19 protein-coding genes are annotated in these 12680 nt (G+C 65.9%); 6 read left to right on the forward strand and 13 right to left on the reverse strand.

Annotation, left to right across the window (positions count from 1 at the left end; genetic code table 11):
- From FHS55_RS23010 to FHS55_RS23060, 12 genes are all read right to left on the reverse strand, one after another.
- A partial coding sequence (locus FHS55_RS23010; protein WP_183192200.1) for a type IV secretory system conjugative DNA transfer family protein occupies positions 1-576 on the reverse strand: 576 nt, incomplete at its 3' end.
- A gap of 21 nt (positions 577-597) precedes the next feature.
- Positions 598-2337 carry a relaxase/mobilization nuclease domain-containing protein gene (locus tag FHS55_RS23015; RefSeq protein WP_183192201.1) on the reverse strand — a complete coding sequence of 580 codons (1740 nt, stop codon included), beginning with the start codon at positions 2335-2337 and terminating at the stop codon, positions 598-600.
- A 243-nt stretch (positions 2338-2580) separates the two neighbouring features.
- Positions 2581-3243 (reverse strand): lytic transglycosylase domain-containing protein, encoded by a 663-nt coding sequence (locus FHS55_RS23020; RefSeq protein WP_183192202.1) that lies wholly within the window; start codon positions 3241-3243, stop codon positions 2581-2583.
- Between the two features lies 1 nt (position 3244).
- Complete coding sequence (traF, locus tag FHS55_RS23025) at positions 3245-3790, reverse strand: conjugative transfer signal peptidase TraF (RefSeq protein WP_183192203.1); 546 nt, start codon at positions 3788-3790, stop codon at positions 3245-3247.
- Positions 3787-4308: a DUF2840 domain-containing protein gene (locus tag FHS55_RS23030; protein ID WP_183192204.1), complete on the reverse strand. Its 522-nt coding sequence runs from the start codon at positions 4306-4308 to the stop codon at positions 3787-3789. The genes traF and FHS55_RS23030 overlap by 4 nt, the downstream gene beginning before the upstream one ends.
- Positions 4305-4556, reverse strand: a complete 252-nt coding sequence (locus FHS55_RS23035; RefSeq protein WP_183192205.1) for a ribbon-helix-helix protein — start codon at positions 4554-4556, stop codon at positions 4305-4307. The genes FHS55_RS23030 and FHS55_RS23035 overlap by 4 nt, the downstream gene beginning before the upstream one ends.
- Entirely contained in the window at positions 4553-5206 is a 654-nt protein-coding gene (parA, locus tag FHS55_RS23040; protein WP_183192206.1) for a ParA family partition ATPase, read from the reverse strand. The genes FHS55_RS23035 and parA overlap by 4 nt, the downstream gene beginning before the upstream one ends.
- Positions 5203-6312: a replication initiator protein A gene (locus FHS55_RS23045; RefSeq protein ID WP_183192207.1), complete on the reverse strand. Its 1110-nt coding sequence runs from the start codon at positions 6310-6312 to the stop codon at positions 5203-5205. The genes parA and FHS55_RS23045 overlap by 4 nt, the downstream gene beginning before the upstream one ends.
- An 11-nt stretch (positions 6313-6323) precedes the next feature.
- Positions 6324-6605 carry a helix-turn-helix transcriptional regulator gene (locus tag FHS55_RS23050; protein WP_183192208.1) on the reverse strand — a complete coding sequence of 94 codons (282 nt, stop codon included), beginning with the start codon at positions 6603-6605 and terminating at the stop codon, positions 6324-6326.
- Between the two features lie 119 nt (positions 6606-6724).
- Positions 6725-7261: a DUF2285 domain-containing protein gene (locus FHS55_RS23280; protein ID WP_210287141.1), complete on the reverse strand. Its 537-nt coding sequence runs from the start codon at positions 7259-7261 to the stop codon at positions 6725-6727.
- 28 nt (positions 7262-7289) lie between these two features.
- Positions 7290-7505 (reverse strand): transcriptional regulator domain-containing protein, encoded by a 216-nt coding sequence (locus FHS55_RS23685; protein ID WP_246340413.1) that lies wholly within the window; start codon positions 7503-7505, stop codon positions 7290-7292.
- 107 nt (positions 7506-7612) lie between these two features.
- Positions 7613-7873 (reverse strand): DNA -binding domain-containing protein, encoded by a 261-nt coding sequence (locus tag FHS55_RS23060; protein ID WP_183192209.1) that lies wholly within the window; start codon positions 7871-7873, stop codon positions 7613-7615.
- A 234-nt stretch (positions 7874-8107) separates the two neighbouring features.
- Here FHS55_RS23060 and FHS55_RS23065 point away from each other — a divergent pair, with 234 nt between their 5' ends.
- From FHS55_RS23065 to FHS55_RS23080, 4 genes are all read left to right on the forward strand, one after another.
- Positions 8108-8446 (forward strand): helix-turn-helix transcriptional regulator, encoded by a 339-nt coding sequence (locus FHS55_RS23065; protein WP_183192210.1) that lies wholly within the window; start codon positions 8108-8110, stop codon positions 8444-8446.
- Positions 8436-9749 carry a type II toxin-antitoxin system HipA family toxin gene (locus FHS55_RS23070; protein WP_183192216.1) on the forward strand — a complete coding sequence of 438 codons (1314 nt, stop codon included), beginning with the start codon at positions 8436-8438 and terminating at the stop codon, positions 9747-9749. Before FHS55_RS23065 ends, FHS55_RS23070 begins: the two co-directional genes overlap by 11 nt.
- A gap of 97 nt (positions 9750-9846) precedes the next feature.
- Positions 9847-10227, forward strand: coding sequence for an MbcA/ParS/Xre antitoxin family protein (locus FHS55_RS23075; RefSeq protein ID WP_183192211.1), 381 nt, complete (start codon positions 9847-9849; stop codon positions 10225-10227).
- Complete coding sequence (locus FHS55_RS23080; RefSeq protein ID WP_183192212.1) at positions 10187-10954, forward strand: RES family NAD+ phosphorylase; 768 nt, start codon at positions 10187-10189, stop codon at positions 10952-10954. The genes FHS55_RS23075 and FHS55_RS23080 overlap by 41 nt, the downstream gene beginning before the upstream one ends.
- On the opposite strand, the gene FHS55_RS23085 is transcribed toward FHS55_RS23080, so the two are convergent.
- A complete protein-coding gene (locus FHS55_RS23085) occupies positions 10938-11636 on the reverse strand; it encodes a hypothetical protein (RefSeq protein ID WP_183192213.1) in 699 nt (232 codons plus the stop codon). The genes FHS55_RS23080 and FHS55_RS23085 overlap by 17 nt on opposite strands.
- Positions 11637-11773: 137 nt before the next feature.
- On the opposite strand from FHS55_RS23085, the gene FHS55_RS23090 reads away from it, so the two are divergent.
- Positions 11774-12013 carry a helix-turn-helix domain-containing protein gene (locus FHS55_RS23090; RefSeq protein ID WP_210287142.1) on the forward strand — a complete coding sequence of 80 codons (240 nt, stop codon included), beginning with the start codon at positions 11774-11776 and terminating at the stop codon, positions 12011-12013.
- Between the two features lie 56 nt (positions 12014-12069).
- Positions 12070-12345, forward strand: coding sequence for a helix-turn-helix domain-containing protein (locus FHS55_RS23095; RefSeq protein WP_183192214.1), 276 nt, complete (start codon positions 12070-12072; stop codon positions 12343-12345).
- Positions 12346-12680: the final 335 nt, after the last annotated feature.

Below are 12680 nucleotides of genomic sequence, written 5' to 3' on the forward strand. Positions count from 1 at the left end.
CCGGGCGCGGAAGCCGGCGGTGAGCTGCCAGTTCTCGCCCTTGATTTCATGGACGATGGCCGATCCCGGCCAGGTCAGTAGCGAGGGCACGACCAGCCCGACACCCTTGCCGGACCGGGTCGGCGCGAAGCACAGCACATGCTCGGGCCCGTCGTGGCGCAGATAGTCCCGTTCATACCGGCCGAGGACGACGCCGTCGGTGCCGAGCAGCCCGGCGGTGCGGACCTCCTCCTTATCGGCCCAGCGCGCCGAACCGTAGGTCTCGACCCTAGAGGCCTCGCGCGCCCGCCACACCGACAGGGCAATGGCGAACGCGACGGAGAGGAAGCCACCGGAGGCGGCGATCAGCGCGCCGCGGAAGAACACCTCCGGCGCATAGGCATCGAAAAAGTACCACCACCAGAAGAAGGCCGGCGGATAGTAGATCGGAACCCTGAGCCACTCGAACCACGGGGCGCCGAGCTGCGCCTGATAGCCGAGGCTCCAGGCCACATATTGCGTCGCGCCCCAGATAGCCGCGAGCACGATGAGCAGCACGGTGAGGATCTGCCCCCAGAGGATTTTCGTCGCCGACATGGTGATGATCCTTCTCTCAGGTCAGAGGCCAAGGCCGCGCTTGCGACCGAAACTCCAGTCGACGCCACCATCGTCACGGGCGACGCCGGAGACATGCATGCCGAGCTGGCGCTCCAGCGAGGGCGACCAGGGCACGAGTTGGAAGCCGAGGCCGTCGTCGAGCATGGCAACGCGTCCGGACGCGAGGTTGAGGCGCTGGCGGTAGGTGCCGGCGACATACTCGCCGGTACCGGCCTTGTTGAACGGTAGGCCGGTCTCGGCGGCGAGCTTCTCGCCGACGGCCTCCAGTTCCCTGCGGCGGAGCGTATCGATGAGATTGCGGGCGAAGACGACGCGCCGTCCCTGTCGTTCGGCCAGCCCCTCGCGGATGAGATGCTCGGCGCGTCGGTCAAGTGCCTGGCTCACCTCCGCGCCGAAGCCGCCGTCCGACAGAGCAACGGGGTCACGCGCGATGGCCTGCCGGTCGAGCCAGGTGGCGCCAGTGGCCGTGACCTGGTGGGCGAGATCCAGATCGGAGCGCACTGCGAGTGCCACACGTCGCTTGCCGTGCGCATCGTCGAAAGTCCGGAGCTCGACGATGGAGCCAGGCGCGCCGTCACCGGCTGCGTCGAGGTCGGGCAGCCGGATGTGATGGGACCGCCCGTCCACGCCATCGACGATGGCATGGGCGGAGCCGTGGAGTTCATCATCGAGACCACGCGCGACCAGCCGGCCGATGACCGGCACGTCGAGGCTCTCGGCGGCGAGGACATAGCTTGCCGTGCCACGCTCGATCCCGCGGTCGGTGAGGGCGCGGTGCATGCGCTTGATGATGTTGCCGCGCTCGCCGAGGGCACGCAATGTAGCCTCGGCTTCCGGCTCCACCACCCATTGCGCGTTGGCGATCTCGGTGGCGAGGCCAAGCGCCTCCAGCTTCCTGAGACGCCCGATCTTCAGCGCATGATAGTCGTCGGGCTTCCGGCCGGGAACCGGCGCCATGTCGATGATGCCGCTCTCGCGGGTCTCGCGCACGAGCTGCCGATCGAGCTCGGTCCAGCGCTCGGCCTCGATCTGGCGTTCCAAACCCCGGCGGATATCGAGCTCGGTGCGCGGGCCGAGTTCCTGGGTGATCAGGTCACAGGCGCGATCGCGCATGCCCTCCTTGATGTAGTCACGGGAGATCACGAGATCCTGGTCATCGTCGCGGCGGCCACGGACGATCAGGTGCACATGGGGATGCTCGGTGTTCCAGTGATCGACGGCGACCCAGTCGAGACCGGTGCCGAGGTCCTTTTCCATCTGCCGGGCGAGGTCACGGGTGAAGGCCCGCAGGTCCTCCATCTCCAGGGCGTCGTCGGGCGACACGATGAAGCGGAAATGGTGACGGTCCTCGCGGCAGCGCTCAGCGAAGGCGTCGACATCCACGCTCTCGATCTCGGGACCAAACATCCGCGCCTTTTCACCGTCGCGGGTCACGCCCTCGCGGCGGAGATAGGTGAGGTGCTGACTGAGGGAGCCCGCGCGGGTCGTGTGTCGGACGACGCGGGCCTTCACCACAGCGCCACGCGAGTGCGGCGTGATCCGGCGGCTGGCCTGAAGGCTGGCGACCTGTCCGCTGCCGAAGCGGGAGCGACTGCCGGAGACGATCTTGCCCGACCGAGAGACCCCGCCGCCGGCCTTACGAGCAGCGGCAATAGCCTGCGCGATGAAGGGACGCGCCTGCTGGGCGCGGGCCGGGCGGATGCGGCCGGGACGGACGCGGAACTCGCGCTCATCACTCATGGCGAAGCCTCGCAATGTGCGGAAAATCGTTGATGCGGTGCCATTTGCGGCACGCGCAAACCTTGTGGCCCGGCTCTGCAAGGTGACGCAGGCGCAGAAAACACGTGGTGAAACAACACCCCGACCGCAGCGCAATGTGCGCCCTTTTATCCTGCCCTCGTGCGGGCGTGGTTCCTGTCCTACGCCTCCCAGCCCTCCATGAAGCGCCAGAGCCCGACAGGACGCGAAAGCGGTTCCGCCTCGTCATGGCGCCCTCCGCGATGGCAAAGTTGCAACGAACAGCGCGTCCGATCGCGGCGCGAGGACCCCGGCATCTGTGGGATTGCTGCGCGCGGGCGGCGTGGCGAACAGCGGCGCCTCGCGCCAGCTTTGCGCCATTGAACGCACCGATGCGGTGGCACCGGCCGCAGACTGATTGTCGATGATCGGCGCCAGAGCCGCGATGTAAGTGCGCGTCTCCAGCGGCAGCCTCTCACCCGCAAGCGACGCCTCATAGCGCGCAGGCCCGGCATTATAGGCCGCGAGCATGGCGCGGATGCTGCCATAGCGGTCATGGAGCTGGCGCAGATAGGCGGCGCCGGCGAGGATGTTGTCGCGCGGGTCGAACGCATCGGCGCCGAGACCGTGATGGACGCGGAGCTCGTCCCAGGTCACGGGCATGATCTGCATCAGCCCCATGGCACCGGCATGCGAGACGGCGCGCGGATCGCCGCCGCTCTCGGCTCGCAGCACCGCACGGATCCAGCTGGCCGGAAGCTCGAAGCGCTGCGCGGCTTCGTCGATAAAGGCCGCGTAGGACGTGACGGCGTACGCCACAGTCTGCGACATGGTTTGCGCGGCGGCAGAGCCGGGCGAGGCGCCCCCGATCAACAGTCCGGATGCGAGGAAGAGCACCGAGCGACGCATGTCAGCGCACCGCCGCGCGCCAGACGAAGTCACTGTTGCCGGCTTCATCCGTGAGGAGTGGCATCGCACGGCCGATGACGGTGCCGTCTGAAATCGGCCCGAAATACCGTCCGTCGAGACTGTCGCCGACGTCCGGGTTCATCAGGAACAGATGACCGGGAGCGATACGCCGGCACTCCTGCCAGACCGGCAGGTCCCGGCCCAAGCTGTCGCGCCGAAGGGCTTCACCCAGCGGCACGCCATCGACGGTGATGGCGTCGTTGAGGCGGCAGACAACCTGCCCCGGGAGCCCCATCACGCGCTTCAGCAGCGGTGTGCCTTCGCCGATATAGCCCCGTGCGATGAGGAACACGGCGAGCGGCGGCGGTGGCATCACCGCCACCAGATCGGTGACCTCGAGATGATCAGCCGGCTCGACCGAGTAGAGCCCGACAGGGACGCTCGCCGAGACGTTCCAGACCAGCTTGAGCGACGTCGGCAGTGTGGCGGCGTAGGCCATGCCGACGCTGGCGGTCGCAGCCATCAGCACATAGGCGGCGAGGTTCATCGTCCGCACTCCCGCCGCTTCAGCCACGCCTGATGGCGCTCCACGCTATAGGCGCGCGGCTCGAATCCTACACTGATGCGGTGCGCGACATGGCCCCAGTGATCAGGGGCGACGGTCGCCGCATCGATGCCGATCGCCTCGATGGCGTCGATATGCTGCAGGATTTTCTCGACCTTCGGCCAGCTATCCACCCGCAGCAGGATCTCGCCGCCGGGCCGCACGAAAGGCAGCGTCTGGTAGCTCTCGCCCGGCGCCACGCAGCGCACGATGTCGAGGCAGGAGGCCACGGTGCCGAAGTCGTTCGACGCCCACCGGACAAAGGCGAAGATGCTGCCGGGAGGGAAAGACAGGATGCGCCGGCGGCGATCCAGAAGCTGCTCATGTGCGTGATGGCCGAAGCGGATCCAGTTCTCGATGCGCTTCTCGATATGGGTCAGCTCGACATGGGTCAGGGTATCGGACGGGGGACTGGACGGGGATGCCGTGCTTGCCGCACGGGGCGCAAACGCCGCGCTCATGGCTGATCTCCTGATGTGGGAGGGAATTCGCGCGCGAGGAGGTCGCGCATCATCTCGGCGACGGTGACGCCGTGCCGGAAGGCGGCGACCTTGATCCGGCCGCGCAGTTCGGGCGTCACATCGATGGTGAGGCGCGCGGTGAACACGGCGCCGGGGCGGTGCTCTAGCGCGACATCGGCCGCCTTGATCCAGTGCTCGGGATCGGCAGGCCGAGAGGCGAAGTCGCGGCGGATCGGGCGCTCGCTCATCGCGCTTGCCTCCCGAGGTCGAGACCATTGATCTCGGCGCTCAGCGCAGCAATCTCGCGCGTGGCTGGCCCGGCATCGTCGCGCTCGAAGACGAGACGCCCGGATTGCGCGGCCGCCGCAAAGGCGATGCGCTGGCCGATGGTGCTGGCGAGCACCGGAGGATCGTGGTCGGCCAGCGTCCGCGCCGTCTCGCGGGCGAGAACCGTGCGCGCGCCGCAGCGGTTCAGGACGAACCGGACCAACAGCGCCGGGCGGTAGATCCGCGCCTCGCGGATCAGCGCCAGCATCTCGGCCGATGCCCAGCCATCGAAGGGCGAGGGCTGCACCGGGATCAGCACCAGGTCGGCGGCGAGCAGGGCCGAGCGCATCAGCCCGGCGACGCGGGGCGGTCCATCGATGACGATGTGATCCGCGTCACGTGCAAGCTCGGGGGCCTCCCGGTGCAGCGTGTCGCGGGCGAGGCCGACGACACCGAACAGCCGTGGCAGGCCCTCGCGGCTGCGTTGCTGCGACCAGTCGAGGCTCGAGCCCTGCGGATCGGCGTCGATCAGCGTGATCCGCTGTCCCTGCCGAGCCCATTGCCCGGCGAGATGCAGCGCCAGCGTCGTCTTGCCGACCCCGCCTTTCTGGTTGAGGAGCGCGATGATCATCGATGCCCCCTCGAGCGAGGGGGCGTCTGTGAGACGCTGTCAGGCGGCGTCTTTCCCGGCCACTTCGCCCCCAGTCGGGGTTGATCGACGGCGCTCGCAAAAGCGCTCCCGCGCCTCTTAAAGTTAGATTCTGGGTTAGACTCTAAGTTAAGGGCGCGATTTCCTGATGCAGAACAGTGGGTTAAGAGCTGTTTGGGTTCCTGATAGCACGAGGCGCCGGTTCCCGATGGCACGATAGTCCGGGTTCCCGATAGCACGAGGCTATCCACAGGCTGTCCACAGGGCGCTGCAGGCTCGAAGGCCAGCAGCAGCCGGCCGCTGACCTCCACCTCAACGAACAGCACGTAGCCGGGAAGCGGCTGGCGCCGGATCAGGTCCCTGAGTTCAAAAGCGAAGCGCTTGAACGGTGACAGGCTGCCCGACTTCTGGTGCAGGTGCCGGAAATCGAACCGCCACCCGTCCTGTTGTCGCCCGCCGTGCTTGCGCACCAGACGGTAGAGCCAGCGCTCCAGCCCGCCCGTCAGCCCGAAATAGGCCCGGTCGATGGTGAGCACGAGCGCGTCGTCGAGCACGGCGCGGTAGAACCAGTCCGGCAGGATGAGGTCGACGCCGTCGGGCCGGCCGTTGCGGTCGGTGCGCTCCTGCCATTCATTGATCCAGGAGAAGCGGTGCCGGCGTCCCTCCGCCGGCTGGCGGATGGTGGTCGAGACTGTCGTCGACTGGAGACGGTCGAGCGCGGCCTTGAGGCGCTGATAGTCGCGCAGGGAGGTGCCGCGCCCGACAAAGGTGAGGATTTCATAGGGCGTCGCTGCCATCAGGCGCGAGGTGCGCAGCCCCGCGTCGCGCGCCTCGACGATCTGGCTGGCGGCCCAGATGAGAATGTCGGCGTCCCAGATCGTCGCCATGCCGTGGTCGGGCACGGCCTCGACCCGGATGGCGATGCTGCCGGTCCGGAAATCGATCGGCGCGACGCGCGGCGTCTTGGAGAGGGAAAAGAAGGGATAGGCCATGAGATCCTGCGCATCGCGTAGTGCGAAGTCCCCCGGTAGGGCGCGGAACAGATCTAGCTGTCCGCGCTCCGAGAGGCTGTGATGCCGCGCCGCCATGGGTGGAGCGTTCAGCGCGCGGCGTGGCCGGCGAACGAACCGGCGGCAAGCGCATGGCGCTTGGCCGGCAGGACGGTGCCGCGCGGATCGGAGGTCGAGGTGACCGCACCGCGTTCGGTCCAGGCCTGCAGGTCGTCGATGGAATAGACGACGCGCCCGCCAAGCTTGCGATAGGCGGGACCGGTGCCATAGGTGCGGTGCTTCTCAAGCGTGCGGGCCGACAGGCTGAGAAACTCGGCAGCTTCCTTGGTGCGCAGGTAGCGCGGCGGGAGGGTGGCGAGATCGGGTCGCATGGAGCGGGCCTCCGTGGGCGTGGCGGGAGCCGCCGGAGTGCGGCGGCGGACGGTGACCACGGTGGCGGAGGGAGAATGTCGGGAGGGATGGGGAAGATTGAGAGCTAACTTCCCCATCCCTATCGGGGCGAGGTGCAGCGGCGGCGCCGATACAACAGCTTGCGGTAATCGCCTTCGACCATCAGGCGCGCATCCTCCACCAGCGCGATGACCGTGTCGCGCAGGGAGGACGTCTTCCAGGGCGCCGCCGCGACACGAACGGCACCGAACAGGCTGGTCGCGATCTCACGATAGGTCGCGCCCGCGCGCCGAGCGTCCCCCGCCTGAAGCATGTGGCGCAGGCGCCGGCGCTGCTGGAGCGTGATCCTCCGATCCGGCGGCATGGACGTAGTCCGCATATGGGCTGACAGCCGCATCAGAGCTTCGATCCGATCAGGTAGGTGTGCGTCCATCAGCACGAGAGCACATAGGGATGGATCGAGGCGATGGCCCTTCGGCAGTAGGACGGTGATCGCGTCGCGGCCCGCGCCGACGATCACACAACCTGATGCATGCTGGTGATCGTCCGTGCCCTGAGGCGTATTACCAGCGGTCGGGGGGCCACAGGTAGTGTCGCACGGCGCGACAAGCGCGATCAGGCCGGGGTCGGTTGCCAAGTCCCAGATAACGGCAGCGTCTCGGGCATCACGTGTGGGGTCGATCGGGAAATCGCAAACCCCAGCGGGCTCGCATGAGCGCCGCGAGGGTCTCCTCCTCGGCCCCGGCGGCCGCACGGAGTATGGCAAAGTCTTGCCGATACGCCTCGTTGCGCCGAAGCCATTCCCAGGCGAGCTGTGCAGGCGAGAGAGTATCTACAAAGGTGTAAGTCTCTGATGACTGCCAGGCCGATTGCAGGACCATCCGGATCCCTCTCGAGCGTGCCGCGATACGCCTGACGATCTCGTTTGAAGGGAGCTTCCGGAAGAAACGCCGACGACATGGCCTGATGCCCAGCCGGCATCACCCGATCACTTGTCGGGTCGACGCAGGGGCTGCTGATATCCCTCTGCCGACATCCAGCGTGCCCGGGCCAGATGGGCCGTGTGGACACGCCAGGCGTATTCCGGGGCGGTGAGCGGATCCAGGCCGAACAGCAGCGCGACAACTTCCTTCCAGTCGGCGCCCGCCGCTTCGGCATCGAGCAGCCGCAGATACAGCACGGCATGACTACGATCATAGTCGGTGACGGTCGGCACATCGGGCGGTGCGTCGAGGAAGGCTCGGGTCATGGCGAGCGTCGCTCTTCATCGTGGGGAGCGAGAGCCTAGAGCAACGACCCGGTGAGGGGCAGGTCGTGGAGCGGCATCACGTGATGAGGTGCCGGCATCGCGGAAAACGCGGCATGACGTCCGACTCGTCACATCGCGCGCTGAAGAGCGCAGCGGCAGATCATTGCATGACGAGTAGAATGATCTATATATGATCCATATCTATATCGAAAGCCTCACACGTAGGCCATTGAGATGCCGTCTCCCACGACCCGAGCCTATTCTCGCTATGCGCTGGCGGCGATGGAGTTGCTGGGCAAGATGATCCGGCTGGGACGCTTGCGGCGCAAGTTGACGGCACAGGAACTTGCCGAGCGTGTCGGCGTATCGCGCAGCACGCTGCAACGCATCGAAAAGGGAGATCCCAAGGTCGAGTTCGGCCTGATGCTTGAAGCCGCGGCCATTGTCGGCATCAAGCTTTTTGATGAAGACGAAAAGGGAGTCATGGCCCTGTCCGAGCGTGCCGACGACCGCATCGCACTCCTTCCCAAGCATATCTATAAGGCCGGAACGCAGGCGGATGATGACTTCTAGCCTTCCGCACTATGAGCAGGCCTTTGTCTGGATCTGGTTGCCGGGTGCGCGTGCTCCTGTCGTGGCCGGCCGCCTGCAGGCGCAAGACGGCCTCATCACCTTCACCTATGGCCGCAGCTATCGCGAGCGGCGCGACGCCATTCCGCTCTATCTACCGGAGCTACCGCTGCGTGCCGGCGAGTTGCCGCCCCCGGCCGGCCTGACGCTGGCGGGGTGCATCCGCGATGGGGCTCCCGACGCCTGGGGCCGGCGTGTCATCGTGAACCGCCTGTTCGGGGCGAAGGTCGATGACGTCGCGGAGCGCGATCTGTCGGAACTCGCCTATTTGCTCGAATCAGGCTCTGACCGTATCGGTGCACTCGATTTCCAGAGTTCTGCCAGTCTCCACACGCCGCGTCAGGCGGCGAGCGCAACGCTGGACGAACTGCTCCAGTCCGCCGAGCGTGTCGAGAAGGGGCTCGCGCTTTCGGTCGAGCTCGATCAGGCCCTGCATCACGGCAGCTCGATCGGCGGCGCACGACCGAAGGCCCTGCTGGAAGACGGGGATACGAAGCGCATCGCGAAATTCTCCTCCTCCTCCGATCTCTACAGTCTGGTGAAGAGTGAGTATGTGGCGATGCGCCTGGCCGCGCTGTGCGGCATCACGGCGGCATCCGTTTCCCTGACCCACGCCGCCGGAAAGGACGTGCTGCTCATCGAACGTTTCGATCGCGTCCGGGCCGAAGATGGGTGGCAGCGCAAGGCGATGGTTTCGGCGCTGACCATTCTGGGGCTCGATGAAATGATGGCGCGCTATGCCAGCTATCAGGACCTGGCGGCGACCATCCGCCATCGCTTCACGGCGCCTGGGGCCACGCTGCGTGAGTTGTTTGCCCGGATCGTGTTCAATATTCTGTGCGGCAACACGGACGATCATGCGCGCAACCATGCCGCCTTCTGGGACGGCGAGAGTCTCACGCTGACGCCGGCCTACGACATATGCCCGCAAGGAAGGTCGGGCCAGGAGGCTACCCAGGCGATGCTCATCAGCGGGAACAATCGACTGAGCCGGATCGCCTCCTGCCTGGATGCCGCGCATTACTTCCATCTCTCGCGTGAGACGGCCATCGCTCTTGTACGCGATCAGCTCCGCTGCATCGGCACGCACTGGCCGCTTGTGTGCGCCGAGGCGAAGCTCAGCGAGGTCGATCGCAACCTGCTCTGGGGCCGACAATTCCTGAACCCGTATGCTTTCACGGCGCTGGAAGGCGATGCTGGGGCGCTCACCTTACTGGCGGACCGTCTGCGCGATGAGCGCGGCTGAGTGAGCCGCAGAGAAGAGGTGTGTCTCGCGTATTTCATCCGTCTCCCTTTCCAGAGAAAGAAATCGCTCCTATCTTGTCAGCGGATAGGAGACTTCGATGCGAGACGCGGCTCTTAGGAATAGCCTGGCATTGGAAGGGGCGGTCGTTGCCAAGGCGGCGCTGCGCGCGGCCGATCATCTGGGCGTCTCAGCCAGGACGCTGGGCAGCGTCATCGGCCTGTCTGAACCGACCGTCTCGCGGATGAAACGTGGTACTTTCTCGCTGGATCGCGGGACCAAGCCGTTCGAACTCGCTTTACTGTTCGTCCGCCTGTTCCGGTCACTCGATGCGATCGTCGGCGGCGACGAGACAGTGGCGCGCGCCTGGCTGCGGCAGGAGAACAGTGCGCTCGGCGGCAGGCCGATCGAGAGCATCCAGACCGTATCAGGGCTCACCCATGCCATCGCCTATCTGGACACACGACGCGCTGTCGTCTGAAGCGCGGACCTATCGGGGACGCTGCTGGCGGCTGGTGGAGGCCCAGCACCGTGTGTCGACCCTCAAGCTCGTCGATACGCTGGAGGAGCAGGCGCTCCTGGAAGATCTGCTCGAGGTCACCAAGCCAGCCGTCCCACCGGAGTGCCGGCAACTCGATTATCTCCTGGCGACGCCGTTCCGCTACGACGCCCCTTATCCCCATGGATCGCGTTTTCGCCGTGCCGGCCGCACCGCGGGCGTCTATTACGCGGCCGAGGCGCCGCGCACGGCGGTCGCCGAGATGGCGTTTTACCGGCTGCTATTCTTCGCCGAGTCGCCGGGAACGCCCTGGCCATCCAATGCCGGTGACTACACGGCCTTCGCCGCCGAGGTCGCGACCGAGCGGGCGCTTGACCTGACCGTGCCGCCGCTCGACTGCGATCGTGACAGGTGGACGAGCCTGACCGACTATGCCGCGACGCAGGCGCTCGCCGAGACGGCGCGTGCGGCGACCATCGACCTCATCCGCTATTCCTCCGTGCGCGACGGCGCGGGCGGCACCAATGTGGCGATCCTGGCCTGCCGGGGCTTTGCCCAATCCAAGCCAGTGGAGCGCCAGACTTGGCGTATCCGGCTGAGCGCGTCGGGCGTGCAGGCGATCTGCGAATTTCCCGATATGCGGATCGGCTTCGGGCGCGAAGCCTTCGCGGCGGATCCACGCTTGCGAGCGTTCAACTGGGAGCGCTGACAGAGGCACGGGAAGCGATGTCACCGGTGCCAGACACCGTGACATGGGCGGGGGCAGCCGAAAGGGCGTGAAGCTCCGCCTTCAGAACACGCAGTTGTGGCCACGGGAATTCCACGCTGTCGTCGTGCGTTTCGCCGAGCCGGATTATGGCGTCGGGCTTTGCGGCGACCCCAAACGGCGTAACCGCTTGTGTCGACCATAGAGCCTGCGCCAACCGTTCCTGTTGGTCGGTGGCGTTGGATTCTTCCTGCAGTGCGACGGAATAGCCGATCATTCGGTCGACAGTGTCCCATCGGACCTTCTGGCGCCCCAGCTCATGGGCGATCCTGTCGCGCTGATGGGCAAGAGCGGGATGGGCCGTCGCCAGCTCGTCAAAGGCGCGCAAAGAGCCGACCCATACCCCTTGCGGCAGACATGGTGCTTCGATCAGGACGTTCGGTATGCCGACGGTCTTCTGCAGCCTCGTTTCCAGCCTCTGCTGCTTACGGCAAAGGGCGGTCGCCCTTCTGAAAGCCATATGCCATTCCCGCCACGCGGCAAGCGCCGGATCCCCCGCGGGATCGGCGCCGGGATGGCGCGTGTCCGACGCAGCCAAGGCACCGCCCGAGGCCAGCATAGCCGCGGCGAGTACGGTCCTGCGGGAAGGTCGAGACAGAGTCGTGCTAATCTCAGAATCAGCCATGATCCGAGCTCCAGACAGCTTGGGTTGTGGTCAGGTCGAACGCGTGGTGCAAACACGCGTTCGACCGCCCGAGAAGCAGAAGGATAGCTTCAGCGGAATTCTGGGGCAAACATAATCACTACAATGTCGTGAATTTGATGAATGCTGCACAATGCAAAATGGCCCGGGCGGCTTTGGGATGGGGAGTTCGGGACCTTGCTGGAGCAGCTCAGGTCTCCACTCAAACCGTGACGCGATTTGAGCGCGGCGATCAGTTGAAAGCTCAGACGATTGACGTGCTCAAGAAGGCGATGGAAGCCGCCGGCATCGAGTTCATTCCTGAGAATGGCGGCGGGGCCGGCGTTCGTTTCAGCACGCCAGCGCGCAAGGCGGATTAATCTTTACATATTATAGTTGATAAACTTGATCGCGGGAATCCGCGACCGCTTGCGCCATGGACATGCGCAAGCTGGTTGGCCGCAATCTCGCGCGCCTGCGTCAGGCTCAGAGGCTGACTCAGGAGGAGCTTGCCATGCGTTCGGGGTTCAGCCAGCAATATCTGTCCGACGTTGAGCGCGGCCTCAAAAATCCGACGATCATCACACTGTACGAGATCGCGCTGGCCTTGAGCGTGAGCCATGTGGCGCTTGTCGAGCCGGACGGCATGGTGAACGAGATGGCGCCACAGCCCAAGCGAAGGCGCGCCGCGGGCGCGAGCCGGATCAAGTGACACGACAACCGAATAAGTTGAGATCACGTCCGGACGGCGCATCGGTGGCTCGGGGATCTCCTCAGTTCGCGCGCGACGGACAGAAACCGCGTCAGAGCCGGGTTGGGATTTGAGCGTGACCAGACGGCACGAAGCGGCAATCCCTGTCCTGTGATGGGACGGCAGGTGACCGCTGCATGAGATGATAGGGAAACGGTTGTCAGCGTCAGGCCTTGTCCAAGCGCCACCAGTTGCAGGAGGTGAACCGCGCCGGGTTTGTCGGAGGCTCCAACTCCTGAGAAGGTGGAGCCATGACGAGCAAGACGACGAACAAGTTTTCGCCTGAGGTGCGGGTC

Source organism: Ancylobacter tetraedralis (genome assembly GCF_014195655.1).
GTDB lineage: Bacteria > Pseudomonadota > Alphaproteobacteria > Rhizobiales > Xanthobacteraceae > Ancylobacter > Ancylobacter tetraedralis.